At 38.8% G+C, this 16,115-nt stretch carries 12 protein-coding genes; 1 reads left to right on the top strand and 11 read right to left on the bottom strand.

Annotated features, from left to right (window positions below; translation table 11 throughout):
- Positions 1-72: 72 nt before the first annotated feature.
- From queG to K8089_RS01775, 11 genes are all read right to left on the bottom strand, one after another.
- A complete protein-coding gene (queG, locus tag K8089_RS01825; protein ID WP_237601557.1) occupies positions 73-999 on the bottom strand; it encodes a tRNA epoxyqueuosine(34) reductase QueG in 927 nt (308 codons plus the stop codon).
- Between the two features lie 2 nt (positions 1,000-1,001).
- Positions 1,002-2,333 carry a cytochrome P450 gene (locus K8089_RS01820; RefSeq protein ID WP_237601556.1) on the bottom strand — a complete coding sequence of 444 codons (1,332 nt, stop codon included), beginning with the start codon at positions 2,331-2,333 and terminating at the stop codon, positions 1,002-1,004.
- 9 nt (positions 2,334-2,342) lie between these two features.
- Positions 2,343-3,365 carry a Holliday junction branch migration DNA helicase RuvB gene (ruvB, locus tag K8089_RS01815; RefSeq protein WP_237601555.1) on the bottom strand — a complete coding sequence of 341 codons (1,023 nt, stop codon included), beginning with the start codon at positions 3,363-3,365 and terminating at the stop codon, positions 2,343-2,345.
- A gap of 238 nt (positions 3,366-3,603) precedes the next feature.
- Complete coding sequence (locus K8089_RS01810) at positions 3,604-5,430, bottom strand: cytochrome c oxidase subunit I (RefSeq protein WP_237601554.1); 1,827 nt, start codon at positions 5,428-5,430, stop codon at positions 3,604-3,606.
- Between the two features lie 17 nt (positions 5,431-5,447).
- Positions 5,448-6,518: a cytochrome c oxidase subunit II gene (locus K8089_RS01805; RefSeq protein WP_237601553.1), complete on the bottom strand. Its 1,071-nt coding sequence runs from the start codon at positions 6,516-6,518 to the stop codon at positions 5,448-5,450.
- A 28-nt stretch (positions 6,519-6,546) separates the two neighbouring features.
- A complete protein-coding gene (locus K8089_RS01800; RefSeq protein WP_237601552.1) occupies positions 6,547-7,923 on the bottom strand; it encodes a quinol:cytochrome C oxidoreductase in 1,377 nt (458 codons plus the stop codon).
- A gap of 25 nt (positions 7,924-7,948) precedes the next feature.
- A complete protein-coding gene (locus tag K8089_RS01795; protein ID WP_237601551.1) occupies positions 7,949-8,608 on the bottom strand; it encodes a c-type cytochrome in 660 nt (219 codons plus the stop codon).
- 1 nt (position 8,609) lies between these two features.
- Complete coding sequence (locus K8089_RS01790) at positions 8,610-9,146, bottom strand: DUF3341 domain-containing protein (protein WP_237601550.1); 537 nt, start codon at positions 9,144-9,146, stop codon at positions 8,610-8,612.
- 5 nt (positions 9,147-9,151) lie between these two features.
- On the bottom strand, positions 9,152-10,951 hold the full coding sequence (gene nrfD, locus K8089_RS01785; RefSeq protein ID WP_237601549.1) for an NrfD/PsrC family molybdoenzyme membrane anchor subunit: 1,800 nt from the start codon (positions 10,949-10,951) through the stop codon (positions 9,152-9,154).
- Between the two features lie 33 nt (positions 10,952-10,984).
- Complete coding sequence (locus tag K8089_RS01780; protein ID WP_237601548.1) at positions 10,985-14,050, bottom strand: TAT-variant-translocated molybdopterin oxidoreductase; 3,066 nt, start codon at positions 14,048-14,050, stop codon at positions 10,985-10,987.
- A gap of 30 nt (positions 14,051-14,080) precedes the next feature.
- Complete coding sequence (locus K8089_RS01775; RefSeq protein ID WP_237601592.1) at positions 14,081-15,391, bottom strand: c-type cytochrome; 1,311 nt, start codon at positions 15,389-15,391, stop codon at positions 14,081-14,083.
- 317 nt (positions 15,392-15,708) lie between these two features.
- Here K8089_RS01775 and K8089_RS01770 point away from each other — a divergent pair, with 317 nt between their 5' ends.
- Positions 15,709-16,104, top strand: a complete 396-nt coding sequence (locus tag K8089_RS01770) for an SPOR domain-containing protein (protein WP_237601547.1) — start codon at positions 15,709-15,711, stop codon at positions 16,102-16,104.
- The last annotated feature ends 11 nt before the right edge of the window (positions 16,105-16,115 follow it).

Here is a 16,115-nt window from a genome sequence, read left to right as displayed (position 1 = left end):
TTGTTCTGTAAAAAATAGAACAACGCAACCAACAAAGATAAGAGGTTATCGGCAAAGTAGAAATTATAACCGTTATTCTTTCAAGAAGTTTATGTTGCGTTTTAAACCAGCGTATTTGGTTCTTTTTACAGCACTTTTTCTAAATATTTTCTGAAATACTTCTTCAGTAATTTCTTCCCAATCTTTTTTGCTCATTGAGAGCATTTCGGGATGAGGGTTAAAAAGGGGCTGGTTATGCGGTTTGCTGAAACGATTCCACGGGCATACGTCTTGGCAAATATCGCAACCAAACATCCAATCTTCAAATTTGCCTTTTACCGAAGTGGGAATTTCATTTTTCAATTCAATGGTAAAATACGAAATGCATTTACTGCCATCCACAACTTTGTCTGCAACAATTGCATTTGTTGGACAGGCGTCTATGCAGGCGGTGCAACTTCCGCAATGGTCGGTGACTGGCGCATCGTATTCTAAATCTAAATCGACGATTAATTCAGCTATAAAGTAAAAGGACCCCAACTGTTTTGTAAGCAGATTGCTGTGTTTTCCAATCCAGCCCAAACCGCTTTTGGCAGCCCATGCCTTGTCTAAAACTGGCGCCGAATCTACAAAAGCACGGCCGTGAACTTCGCCAATTTCTTCGGAAATAAATTCCATTAACTGTTTCAATTTATCTTTTATAATGAAATGGTAATCGGTGCCATAAGCGTATTTTGAAATTTTATAAGTGTCTGAAGTTTGTGTTTCTGAAGGAAAATAATTCAGCAATAACGAAATAACACTTTTTGAACCGGGCACCAAAATTGTTGGATCCAGTCTTTTGTCGAAATGATTCTCCATATAACCCATTTCGCCATTCATATTTTTATTGAGCCAACTTTCCAATCGCGGCGCTTCTGCCTCCAAAAATTCAGCTTTGCTTATGCCACAGGAAAGAAAACCCAAACGTTTCGCTTCGGCTTTAATTAACTGGGTATATTTTGAAGTATTCTGGCTCAATTCTATCTGTAATTAAATTCTAATATAGCGTTTTTTGGTTTAAGCGTTATAAGCGGCGTTATTTCAATGGGCGTTATTTTTTCGGCAATTTTGTATGTTTTGGTGATTTCGGCAATTGCTAAAATCATTTCGTACATCGCAAAATTATTGCCAATGCACATTCGCGGTCCTGCTCCAAAAGGAAAATACTGACTTGAATAATGATTGGGGTTTACGTTGGCAAAACGTTCGGGTTTAAATTTTTCGGGTTCGTCCCAATATTTAGAATTGTTATGAATTTCTATAATTGAAAATAACAAACTTGAATTTTTTGGAATAAACAAACCTCCAAATTCATCGTCTTCAATATTTACGCGGTCTATAAAATATGCCGGCGGATATATGCGAAGTGATTCTTCTATCACGTTTTTGGTAAACGGGCAATGTTTTATAAATTCCATCAGAGATTCCGAATTCTTTTCAGCTTCAGAAATTTCAGCGAATAATTTCTCTTGAATTTCGGGATGGCGGGCTAACAGTTCGCAAGTAAAAGTTAATGCGTTCGAAGTGGTTTCGTGGCCAGCGGTAAAAAGGATGAGTATTTCGTCAATTAGTTGTTCATCGGCCATTGCGCTGCCGTCTTCGTAACGGGCGTCCAAAAGCATGTCTAGCAAGTCGTTTTCGCGCTTTGCAGATTGGCGTCTTTCGTTTACTAGCTTTTTTAAAATTGCGCGAGCCTGGTTTGTTTCAGCAATGTGTTTGCCAATTTCTCCACTTAGTTTAAACCACCATCCTAGGTAAGGCTGCCGCAATTCTTTCACCAACATTTGCTGTGCAGATTCGGTAATATGTTGCAGTTTATTAATATCATTTTGATCTACGGCACTGCTAAAAAGTGATTTGACGACCGTTTGAAATGCGAGATCGTTAAAAACCGGAAAAATATCTTTTGGTTTCCCTGTTTCAATTTTCTGTAATTCGTTATTTATTGCACTCTTGATTTTACCCAAAAGATTAATCAATTGCTTTTTATGAAAAGCGGGCTGAATAAGTTTTCTTTGCTTTTGCCACAATTCTCCTTCCGAAGTTAGAAGTCCGCGCCCCACATATTTAACGAGGTCGCGTGTTTGAATAGGCGATTTAGTATAATTTCTATGATTTTTCTGAAGTGCATATTGCGCAAGACCAGCATCTCTTGAAAAAACAACCGACTTTCCAAAACCGAGTTTTAACCGAAAAGTATCGCCTTTGGTTTCAAAATTTTTATGATGAAATGGCAACGGATTTTTAAGAATCTTTGTTGAATGAATCAGAAACCGAAATGCAGAAACGGACGGGATTTTCTTTACAGACATAGTAGGTTTTTAAAACAATCCGCCCTGCGATGGTCCTTTTACTTTGCCGAGGTGTTTATAAGCAGCCTCGGTAACTTCGCGCCCGCGTGGGGTTCGCATTATAAAACCTTGCTGGATTAAAAATGGCTCGTAAACTTCTTCAATAGTTTCGGGACTTTCGGAAACTGCGGTTGCTATTGTTGTAATTCCTACGGGACCTCCTTTAAATTTTTCGATAATTGTGCATAAAATTTTGTTGTCCATTTCGTCTAAACCATGGGCATCAACGTGTAAAGCATCCAAACCAAATTTGGCTATTTCAATATCAATTTTTCCATTTCCTTTTATTTGTGCAAAGTCACGAATTCTTCGCAAAAGTGCATTTGCAATTCTGGGAGTTCCGCGGCTTCTGCTAGCGATTTCAATGGCTGCTTCCATAGTAATAGGTACGTGCAAAATACCGGCACTTCGCTGCAGAATTGTGGTAAGTAAATCGGTTGTGTAATATTGCAATCGCGAAGAAATACCGAACCTTGCCCGCATAGGCGCAGTTAACAAACCTGAACGCGTGGTCGCTCCAATAAGGGTAAACGGGTTTAAATTTATTTGAACCGAGCGTGCATTGGGGCCAGATTCAATCATGATATCGATTTTATAGTCTTCCATTGCAGAATAAAGATATTCCTCAACAATAGGACTTAATCTATGTATTTCATCTATAAACAGGACGTCGCGTTCATCGAGGTTAGTGAGCAATCCGGCAAGATCGCCCGGTTTGTCTAAAACTGGACCTGAGGTTACACGAATATTCACGTCAAGCTCATTTGCCAAAATATAAGCAAGGGTCGTTTTTCCTAATCCGGGAGGTCCGTGAAAAAGGGTGTGGTCCAAAGCCTCACTGCGCAAATTGGCAGCTTGAACAAATATCTGAAGATTTTCTAATGCCTGGTCCTGCCCGGTAAAGTCGTTAAAACTTAGGGGGCGTAGCTTTTTTTCAATATCCAGTTCCTGTGGCGAGAGGTCTTCTCCTGAAGGATCAAGGTGTTCGTTCATAACACAAATATAGCAATCCTTTGGATGCCTTATAAAAAAAGAGAGCCATACTTTTCAGCATGGCTCTTGAAATAAATAGTAGATTCCTCACTTCCTACATATTATTAACTCAATACTGTAAAGATAAGACAAAAGGATTAAAAAATTACTACGTGTTAATACGAATTCTCTACGTATAAAAATAAACGCCCTTTCAAAAGATGAAAGGGCGTACAATAAATGTTATAAATTAAAAGATTTAGTGATCTAATTCGTCTTCGTTATCTTGAAGTGGAACGTTTTGCGGAATGAAATCCTGTCCAGGAATTACAAAATCGGTTTCGTCTTTATTCAATTTGCTATAGTCGTAAGCCCAGCGGTAAACGTGTGGTATAGGGCCATCCCAGTTTCCATGGATGTGCTGTACTTCGGCAGTCCATTCTAAGGTAGTTGCGTTCCAAGGATTTTTTGGCGCCATTTTTCCATAGAACATGGAGTGGATAAAGTTGTAAAGGAAGACCACTTGAACAGCAATAGTAAAGATGGCGAAAATGGTCATTACTACGTTTATATCGGCTAAATCATCAAAATAAGGGAAACTCGTATTGCTGTAATATCTACGTGGTAATCCGGCCAATCCTACAAAGTGCATCGGGAAGAAAATTCCGTAAGCCCCAATTGAAGTTACCCAGAAATGTATATAACCTAAATTTTTATTCATCATTCTACCTTCAAACATTTTCGGGAACCAGTGATAAACACCTGCCAAAAATCCATAGGCTGCAGAAATACCCATTACTAAGTGAAAGTGAGCCACGATAAAGTATGTGTCGTGAATATTAATATCTAAGGCACTATCTCCCATAATGATTCCAGTTAAACCACCAGTAATAAACGTGGAAACAAAGGCTATACACCACAGCATAGCTACGTTCATTTGCAGTTTACCTCGCCAGAGTGTAGTAATCCAGTTAAAAGATTTTACTGCGGAAGGGATTGCAATTAAGAGAGTAGTAAAGGTAAATACCGAACCAAGAAATGGATTCATTCCTGAAATAAACATGTGATGCCCCCAAACAATAGTGGATAAGAAAGCAATGGCTAGTAGCGATGCCACCATGGCACGATATCCAAATATAGGTTTGCGAGAATTTGTCGCCATAATTTCGGAAACGATTCCCATTGCTGGTAGAATTACGATATATACCTCGGGGTGTCCGAGAAACCAGAAAAGGTGTTCAAACAGCACAGGGGAACCTCCCTGATGGTGTAATACTTCTCCGGCAATATAAATATCAGATAGGAAAAACGATGTTCCAAAACTTCTATCCATAATCAACATTAAAGCTGCTGAAAATAATACAGGGAATGAAACAAGCCCTATCATTGCGGTAATAAAAAATGCCCAAACCGTTAGCGGAAGCCTTGTCATAGACATTCCTTTTGTTCGCATGTTGATTACGGTAACAATAAAGTTAAGCGATCCTAAAAGGGAAGACGCAATAAAGATAGCGATTGAGATTAACCAAAGAGTCATTCCCGCACCTGAACCTGGTATAGCTTGAGGCAATGCACTTAGTGGAGGATAAATAGTCCATCCAGATGATGCTGGTCCTGCTTCAACAAATAAGGAGCACAACATGATAAAACTAGACAAAAAGAACAACCAATAAGAAACCATATTCAGGAATCCTGAGGCCATATCGCGTGCTCCAATTTGAAGCGGAATTAATAAGTTACTAAAGGTTCCACTCAAACCAGCGGTTAACACAAAGAAAACCATAATTGTTCCGTGTATGGTAACCAACGCGAGATATACACTTGGATCCATTACTCCATCTGTACCCCATTTGCCTAGGAATATTTCATAAATGGTAAAAGTATGGTCTGGCCAAGCCAGTTGCAATCTAAAAAATAACGACATTAAAATACCAATCACCCCCATAAATATACCGGTGATCATGTATTGCTTTGAGATCATTTTATGATCGGTACTAAAAATATATTTAGTTACAAAGGTTTGTTTATGATGCCCGTGATCGTCGTGATGATCTTCTAATGCGTGGACCTGTGCGTTTGCTGACATATCTATTTATGCTAATATTATTTAGTTTCTTTGCTAAGCTGTTCTCCTAAGGTAGGTTGCTCTGCTAACCAAGCCTTGTAATCTTCTTCAGACTCTACAATTATTTTCATTTGCATATTGTAGTGACTTATACCACAAATTTTGTTACACAAAACAAAGTAGTCAAATTCATAAGTTTCCAAAGGTTCTTCACCTTTAGCGACAAGCTCTTCAGATTTATTTTTTCTAATGGCGTTAATGTTTGCAACCTTTTCAACAATATAATCATTTTGCCTCATCTCCTCAGTTGTAACAGTAGGCGTAAAAGCAAATTGGGTAATCATTCCAGGAACACAGTTCATTTGTGCTCTAAAGTGCGGCATATATGCAGAGTGCAGCACATCTTGTGATCGCATTTTAATCAAAACTTTTCTACCTACTGGTAAATGCAGTTCTGTTACTATTTTATCGTCTTGTCCATTGGGGTCTGCTGGGTCGACACCCAATTGATTAATACCCTTAATTAATCTTACATTCGCATTACCAAGCGTATTATCGTTTCCGCCGTAACGGGCTTTCCAGTTAAATTGCTGTGCGTAAAGTTCCACAATCAATGGATCGTCATCTTTATCTACATTCATAATATCGGTCCAAGTAAATAGACCATAAATTATAAGACCTGCAAGTACAATTACCGGAATAATGGTCCAAATAAATTCTAACTTATCATTATCGGCATAAAAAGTGGCTCGCTTTACTTTATTACCACGATAAATAAATGCGAAATAATGCAAAACTGCTTGCGTAATAATTCCGACAAAAAATATGAGAATCATAGAGATTAACATAAGGTTGTCAATATCAGAACCGTGTTCAGATCCAGATTCGGGCAAAAGTGTGTCATACCATAACCAAAAAGAAACAATGGTTAAGATGTAAATAAATGCCAGAAATCCTAACATTAAATAACCTTGGGTGTTATTATCTTTATCTGATGCTATTTCAGAATGGCCGGAAGGCTTTGTTTTTGCTAATTGGAAGATTCTGTTCATTTGCCAAACAGAGACTCCAAAAAGGACGATTACTAATATAACTAAAAATGCGGTCATCTTACAATATCTTCTTTAAACTAAATGATTAAAAATGGTAGTTTTCACTTTCTTTAATAAATGGATCATTCTTTGGTCTGAGCGAAACTTTACCTAAGCCCGTTCCAACCACAAAAATGAACAATCCTGCGAAAAACAACAGCGCTGCAATTTCCGGAATTCCGAAAGACCAATTATGGCCTACGGTTGATGGCATTACTAATAGGAAAACGTCTATATAATGACCCACCAAAATAAATACTGCGGCAATTACAACAAACCACGGCACTCGCTTATAATCGCTATTCATCAATACTAAAATAGGGAATACAAAATTAAGAATAAGCATTCCGAAAAACAATACTTTATATTCTTGTATTCTTATAATGAAATAGGTTACTTCCTCTGGAATGTTAGCATACCAAATAAGCATAAATTGACTAAACCATAAATACGTCCAGAATATACTAAAAGCGAACATATAAATTGCCAAATCGTGTAAGTGTTTATCGCTTACAAATGGAATTAACCCACGACTCTTTAAATGTATTGTTACCAATGCGATAACTGTAATCGCCGAAACAAATAAACTTGAAAAAACATACCACGGAAACAATGTACTATACCAGTGAGGTGTCATAGACATAAACCAATCTATAGACATTGAAGCTTCTGTAACTATAAAGAATATAAGGAAAAACACAGAAATCTTAAAGTTCTTTCTGTACGGTCCATAATTATTAACTTCGTCTTGAGCCAATGAATTTTTTCTAGAGAAGTAACGATAAAGGTTCCAACCTAAAAGATATATTACAGCACGAATTAAAAAGAAGGGGAGGTTTAGATACCCCGTTTTGCCTTGCAAAATTTTATCTCCGGCTACTAACTCATCATTTTGCCACGGAAAGAAATGTGTTCCCGCAAAGGCTACTATTAAGAATACAATAATAGAACCTGGCAATAAATAGGCTGTAATACCCTCCATTATTCTATAAAGCGCTGGAGACCATCCAGCTTGTGATGCGTATTGTATGGCATAAAAAACCAATACGCCCAAAGCAATCATCATAAAAAAGAAAGCTGCTACAAATGTTGCAGACCAAGGTCTCGTTTGCAACTGGTGCAACACATGTTCATCATGCGAACTTGATCCATGACCCTCTGGATTCAAATCTGTAGCGTGCTCCATTGCGGATTCTGAGTATCCCTCTTCACCTCGCGCAGAATCAACAAAATTGGCTGTCGTTTCATCACCATGTTCTGCAACAGCATGTCCTTCAGCGTGATGATCTTCTTGCTGAGCCATTATTCTTTTTACATCTTCTACAGTTTTTGGGGTCGTAAGAAAACCATAGGTCATTCCTGCAAGTCCAAGAACCATTATAATGATAGAAAACAGTTTTAATTTACTAGGTAGCGTATACATATCTTTAGCTATTCTCTTTAATTTCTTACTTTTTATCTACTTGGGAAGCAGTTACCGCTTCCATTTTATTTTCTGGCAAACTACTAATGGAATCATTAATTGCTTCGGCAGTTTCAAGAATTCCCGGTTCTCCTTTTAGGGATGCCTTTAAATCCATAACATGCATGGTGATTTGCCAGCGTTCCTTTTCACTTACCTGAGCTGCATACGAGCCCATTGCATTAAGTCCATATACCTGTACGTGATAAACACCTCCTGGTACGATTGTACGACCGGCATCAGCATAGCTCGGTATTCCAAGAAATTTTTCACGTGTTGCCAAAATTCCCTTTCCATCACCTTTGTCACCATGACAAACTGCACAATATACAGTATAGAGTTGTGCACCCGCAGAGACATTTTCTTCTGTAATTGGATATGGATATGTCAATTCTTGTTTTGCACGCAACAGCCCATCGGTACTGTTTTCATAATCATAAGCCGTATGGCCACGCGACAAGGTATTATCTGGTGGAACCATGGCTTCCTGCTCATCTGGAAATATTCTGTATTCTCCATAAGTTTCATAGCCTACTGGCTCATACATATTGGGAAAATACTGGTAATTTGGTTTTTTATCGTTAAAACAAGAAACCAAGGTTGCAGAAGCAATAATGGCTATTCCTATGTTTATTAATGTTTTCATATTAATGGTCTTGCTCGTTTTCAATTAGACTAATTTCCGATGCACCCGTATCATATAAGAACTTCGTCAAAATTTCGACGTCGTGATTATCAGCTTCAACTTCCATTAGAAAGTGGTCATCTGTTGTGCGTAAATCTGGATTTTCAGCTTTCTTAAAAGGCCAAAGTTTACTTCTCATATAAAAAGTGATCACCATTAAGTGGGCTGCAAAAAATACGGTGAGCTCAAACATAATGGGTATAAACGCCGGCATATTTTGATAGAATGTAAAACTTGGTTTCCCGCCAATGTTTTGTGGCCAGTCTTCAATCATAATATAGTTCATCATCCACACGGCAAAGCTTAACCCTACAAGACCGTATAAAAATGAAGTAATTGCTATACGGGTTGCTGCCAATCCTACAGCGTGGTCTAAGCCGTGCACGGGAAATGGTGTGAAAACCTCAGAGATATGATAGTTTGCAGCGCGCGTCTGTTTAACGGCCTGCATCAACAAGTCGTCATCAGTGTAAATTGCGTGTATCTTTTTAGAAGCCATAATTATTAGTTCTTGTTTTTTAAAATTAGTGCTTGACCCGCCCAATCATCTCGTTTGGCTCTTCCGGGGAATTCACTAATTATCTCGTCCAATAAATCGTATTCGCGGTCGGTCATTCTACTTACCTGATCAAAGGTAAAAATGCCCAATTGGTGAAGTTTTTGTTCCATTACTGGTCCCACTCCATTTATCTTTTTAAGATCGTCCTGTGTTTCAGTATCAGGATTAAATGTACCAATTGCATTTAGCAGACTGTCTATTTTACCTTTATCTTTTTCAAAATCTACCGAATTTTTTTCAACATCTTCAGAAGATGAATTAAACGGCGACTCAAAGTTCTTATCTAAAATATTTGCAGCGGGCCCCGCATCTGCCGGATATTCCTCGACAGTCTGCACATGGCTATGATCGTCTCCATGAACCGCTCGCAGTCTTTTAAAAGATGCTCCCGAAGATTTCAAAATTGTCTTTACCTCTGCTTGTGCGATAACCGGGAAGGTACGTGCATAAAGCAAGAAAAGAACAAAGAAGAATCCTATGGTTCCCATAAAGGTTCCAATGTCTACAAATGTAGGTTGAAACATAGCCCAAGAAGAAGTTAATCGGTCTTTACTTAAATCCACAACGATAATATCAAAACGTTCAAACCACATCCCGATGTTAATAATCAAGGCTACGATAAAGGTCCAGACTATATTTCTTCTCAATTTTTTAACCCATAAGCTAAGTGGCACAATAAGGTTACATATAATTAAAGCCCAGAACGCCCACCAATACGGGCCAGTAGCGGCACCAAAAGATAGGTAAGCATAATTTTCATAAGGTACGCCAGAATACCAAGCAATAAAATATTCAATTAAATAAGCAACGGTAACAATTCCTCCTGTTAGCAAGATTACTTTATTCATATATTCAATATGAAGAACAGTTATGTAATCCTCTAGGTTAGAAACCTTTCTCATAATAATCAATAGGGTCTGCACCATTGCAAATCCTGAGAAAATTGCCCCAGCAACAAAATAAGGTGGATAAATAGTACTATGCCATCCTGGAACTACCGATGTAGCAAAGTCAAAGGATACAATGGTATGTACCGAAAGTACCAACGGCGTTGCCAAACCTGCCAACACAAGGGACACTTCTTCAAAACGTTGCCAATCTTTTACGCGGCCACTCCATCCAAAACTAAGGATGCTGTATATTTTTTTCTGAAATGGGCTATTTGTTCTATCCCGTATCATCGCAAAATCTGGAAGCAATCCGGTCCACCAGAAAACAAGTGAAACAGAAAGGTATGTTGAAATTGCAAATACATCCCAAAGCAATGGCGAGTTAAAGTTTACCCAGAGCGAACCAAACTGGTTTGGAATAGGAAGTACCCAATATGCCAACCATGGGCGACCCATGTGAATAATAGGAAACAGTCCTGCTTGAACAACTGCAAATATTGTCATTGCTTCGGCAGAACGGTTAACGGCCATTCTCCATTTTTGGCGGAAAAGTAATAATACGGCAGAAATAAGTGTTCCTGCGTGACCAATACCTACCCACCAAACAAAGTTTGTAATATCCCAAGCCCAACCAATGGTCTTGTTCAATCCCCAAACCCCAATACCAGTTGATACGGTGTAGATAATGCATCCCAATCCCCATAAAAATGCTATTAAGGATATGGTAAAAACAATCCACCAAGATTTATTGGCCTTTCCCAGAACGGGGGCCCCAACATCTACACTGATGTCATGATAGGACTTATCTCCCAGAACCAAGGGCTCTCTTATAGGTGCTTCGTAGTGTGACGACATATATAATTCTTAAATAATTGGTTTTTATTAGTTTTATGCTTCTGAGGTATTTTTTATAATTGCGTGATAGAAAACATTTGGTTTTGTACCAACATTCTCTAATAAATGATACATTCTATCATCTTTTTTAAGCTTCAACACTTCAGATTCTTCATCATTAACATCTCCAAATACCATAGCTCCGGTATCGCAAGCTTTTGAACAAGCAGTTTGGAATTCACCATCTTTAACAGGTCTTCCTTCACGTTTGGCATCTAAAATGGTTTTTTGAGTCATTTGGATGCACAACGAACATTTTTCCATAACCCCTCTAGAACGCACAACCACATCTGGGTTAAGCACCATTCTACCAAGGTCATTGTTCATGTTATAATCAAATGCATCATTTTCGCTATAAAGGAACCAGTTGAAACGACGCACTTTATACGGACAGTTATTTGCACAGTAACGCGTACCCACACAACGGTTATAAGCCATATGGTTTTGTCCCTGGCGCCCGTGAGAAGTTGCCGCAACCGGACAAACAGTTTCACAAGGAGCATGATTACAGTGTTGGCACATTACAGGTTGAAATGCAACCTGCGGATTCTCGTAAGCTGGAACTTCTACTACTTTATACGAATCAAAAGCAGGAAGGTTTTCCAAGGTTTCAATTTCTTCTTTAAAGGTTTCGCCAGCAGCATAATATCTATCCACACGCAACCAGTGCATATCGCGGAACTTTCTTACCTCATCTTTACCTACAACGGGAACATTGTTTTCCGCGTGACAAGCAATAACGCAGGCTCCACATCCAGTACAAGCGTTTAAATCAATTGAAAGATTGAAGTGATGCCCAATACTCGTATCAAATGGGCTCCAAATATCGGCCTTTTCTTCACGTACAGAAATTGGACTGTGATCGTAATCTGTTACAGGAATTGAGTTCCAAACAGATCTATCTTTAGTATTGAATATTTCAAGAGTGGTTTCTTTTATAATATCTTCGCTTCGACCAGCCATTGTACTTTGTAACTGTACGCAAGCAAATTCGTGCATTCCACTAGCTTTTTCAATAGAAACTTTTTGAATGTTTGAAAAATTCTGATAAAGCGCATAGGCATTTACCCCCGTTTGCATTTCTTCTTGAATGGCAGCGGTTTTACCGTAACCTAAAGCCAATCCTACAGAACCTTTTGCCTGTCCCGGCTGGATGATTACTGGTACATTTTCGATAACTACATTGCCTAACTTCACATTTGCATAACTTCCGTTAAGTGCACCGTTAGACACGTGTTTATTAACAAGATCTAATGCTTCAGCATCGGGAGCCGAAACAGTTAAATAGTTATCCCAAGATGCTCTCGTAATAGGATCCGGAAACTCTTGCAACCATGGGTTGTTTGCCTGTTGCCCATCACCCAATCCAGTAGAAGTGTACAAAGTAAGATCGTATCCACCCTCTTGTGTTAAGAATGAAAGCGCACCATTAGAAGTACTCTCCTCCATAAGTCCAGCTCCTTCAGAAGCGGGCTTAACAGTTTCCATCATCACTTCGGCATCACTAGTTGTAAATCCATCGTGAAGTGCTTTACTCCAAGAACCACCAGCTAAAACTGAAGCAGTCCAAGTTTCTTTTATGTAATCGTAATATTTTTTTGAATTTCCTGTCCATTGCAATAAACACTCCTGAAATTGACGTGTATTAAACAATGGTCGGATAGTAGGTTGGGTAAGACTGTATGTACCTTTTTTTAATTGTGCATCGCCCCACGATTCTAAATAGTGTGGTGTAGCAGCAACCATTTTCGCCAATGACGCCGTAGCATCTTGCTTAATAGCAAATGCAAGGCTCATCTCCAATTTTTGATATGCTTCAGCAAATTCAGTAGCATTAGGCAAAGAATATACAGGATCAACACCAACGGTAATTAAACCTTTAATGTTGCCCGAGATAACACCGTTTACAACGTTCATTACTTCACTATTGCTTCCTTGTCTAGTTAGCAAGGGTTTGTTAACATCCATCGCCTCACTACCGGCATTAAAGTTTAAAGCCATGGTTTGTGAAGCAACATCTGGTAAATTTGTAACCAATAGTGCTTTATTTCCAGCTTTTTGAAGCTGCGCCTTAGCCTTATTTACAGCATCAGCTATATTTTCTGGCAAACCTGAAGTACTTCCTCCTGTTAGTGCCTTTAATATTTGTACTTGTTGCGTAGGTGTAGCAGGAACACGTTTATCGGCTTTACCACCAGTTAAGGTCAGGTTTGCCTCAAACTGAATATGACGAGACATTTTACCGTTTTTAGGCACGCGTCCTTTAGCATAACTTCTGCTGTAACTACCACCTTGCCAATCGCCTAAGAAATCGGCGCCTACCGAAACAATTACTTCAGCCTTCGAAAAATCGTAATCTGGTAAGGCACGGCTTCCGTATTTATTCTGAAAAGCATCTAAAGCGCCTGAGCACGAAACCGTATCATAAACAACGTGTTTTATGTTCGGGTATTTTGAAGTAAATTCAGCAATTAATTTTGACGTAGATGGGCTTGCGAAAGTTTGCGTAAGCAAAACAATGTCTTTCCCAGACATCTCATTCATTTTTTGAGCCATAGCTGTATCAAACTCTGGCCAAGTAACACCAGCACCATTTAATAAAGGGCCGGTTAATCTATTTTTATCGTAAAGCCCAAGAATTGACGCATGCACACGTGCATTAGCGCTCCCTCCGTTTTCCGATAGGTCGTTTCTTTCAATTTTAATTGGGCGTCCTTCGCGCGTTTTCACCAAAACATTGGCAAAATCGAAACCATCGGCCATAGTTGAAGCATAATAATTTGCTACCCCAGGCACGACATCGTGAGGTTGAACAACATAGGGAATTGACTTAACTACGGGACCTTCGCAAGCCGCTAAAGTAGCAGCTGCTGTAGAAAAGCCCACATATTTTAAGAAATCACGACGCGTGGTTGATGAAGATTCTAACGCTCCTTTATTGCCAAGAAACTCGTCTGTAGGAATTTCAGTTACAAACTCATTGTCCTGCAGCGCCTTGACAATTGCGCTGTCTTCGTTCAGCTCTTCAACACTTCTCCAGTATTTCTTGTTTGATGCCATATTGCTATCTGTAATTATCCTTTAATTTTATTAATAGTGACATTTTCCACATTCCAAACCACCCATTTCGGCGATTGTTAACTTCTCAACTCCATACTTTTTGGAAAGTTCTTCGTGTATTTTGGCATAGTATTCATTAGTAGCCAAATTAACGTTAGTCTCGCGGTGACAATTAATACACCATCCCATTGTGAGCGGCGCAAATTGCTCTACCACCTCCATTTCCTGAATTTCTCCATGGCAGGTTTGACAAGCAATACCCGCAACAGTAACGTGTTGTGAGTGATTAAAATACACAAAATCTGGAAGGTTGTGGATTCGAACCCATTTTACAGGTTCTGTTTTGCCGGTGTACTCTTGGTTTTCTGCATCCCAGCCAACTGCCTTGTAAAGTTTCTGAATTTCGCCATCATAGAATTCTTTTGAATATTCCTCTGTAGCTGTTTCAGGAGCAACTTCTGAAATATTTTTATGACAATTCATACAAACATTCAATGAAGGAATTCCAGAGTGTTTACTTTTTCTAGCGGAACTATGACAGAAATTACAATCTATCTGATTGTCGCCAGCGTGAATTTTATGCGAGTAATGAATTGGCTGCACAGGGGCGTAACCTTGATCTACCCCCACTTGCATCATATAACCAAAACCGAAATAAGCTGCGGCAAGCAATAAGAACACCGTAAACACCAAAACCAAGAATTGATTTTGCACAAATGCTTTCCAAATTGGAGTGCCCTTTTCCTTTTCTTCGTACACAACACCGTTTGCCTCTGCAATACGTTTAAGGGTATTGGTTACCAAGTAAAGCATAATAACCAACAACAAAAAGATAAGCGCCAGCGCACCAATAACGAGTGTGTTTGAAACAGATCCACCACCAGAGGCTGCTGTACCATCGGCAGGAGCGGCACCTGCAGCTGCGGGTGCAGGCTCAGCTTTTGGCTGATCAACATATGCTAAAATATCATCTATATCAGCGTCTGATAGCGCTGGAAAGGCAGTCATTATAGCCTTATTATTTTCTTCAAACAGTTTAATAGCTTGCGCATCTCCCGAAGCGATTAACGCTTGGCTGTTTCTAATCCATTTATGCAACCAATCACGGTCAAATTTATCGCCAACTCCTCTTAATGCGGGCCCAACCGCTTTCTTGTCTAATTTATGACAGGCAGCACAATTGGCCTTAAACAACGCCTCTCCTGCAGCCACATCGCCTCCCGCGGCAGCGTTGTCTGCTGCTGCGTCTTGAGAATATATAGTAGTTGAAAAAGTTAGTAAAAACACTAACAAAAGAAGTGGCAATTTTGAGCGTAGATGTATAAAATTCACCTTTTTCATCTGTTGATTATATAGTTTTTTATTGGTCACTGGAATGTGCATATAAAGTATTTCGAGATAAGTTCGAAACTCTTTGAAGTGCTCATTTCATTACTAATGATTAATTTTTTATCGATCGTTTTGGAACAGAATTAATTACGATTCCCTAGAAACTTAATACGCATCCTGCACCACAAACAAAGGCACAAAAGTACATTATAAAGTCGATTTTGAAAATGCAAACAAAGTGTTAACTATTAATTTATATCTGTTCTAAATAATAAATTGGGTGTCTGCAATGTTATTAAGTTTTACCTTTGCCGTAAAGACATAAGCTTATGATTCCACAGTCCTATTTCAAAATTTTAATTACCAGCATTTTAATTGTCACTTTTTCAGAAAACGCAATGGCACAAAACGCGACGTTAACTGTAAATACAGATTCGAAAATAACCCAATTGCTGGAACTGAAGAAAAATTTAGAAAAAGAAAATAAACTCGCTGACGGTTACACCATCCAATTGTATTATGGCGAGCTGGATAAGGCCAACCAAGTTTTACACAAATACCGAAGCAATTATAGCAATTGGCCAGCATCAATAGGGTATGAAACACCAAATTTTAAAGTTTGGGCCGGCAATTTTACTTCGCGAATAGAAGCTGAAAGAGCACTCATTGAGATTCAAAAAAACTTTTCGTCTGCCTTTATTTTGAAACCCGAACGACGCAAATAATAACTAGGTAT

Origin of the sequence: Aequorivita vitellina, assembly GCF_022008365.1 — a bacterium.
Taxonomy (GTDB): Bacteria; Bacteroidota; Bacteroidia; order Flavobacteriales; family Flavobacteriaceae; genus Aequorivita; species Aequorivita vitellina.
Note: the sequence above shows the minus strand (reverse complement) of the source record. Positions and strands in the feature narration are given on the sequence as shown.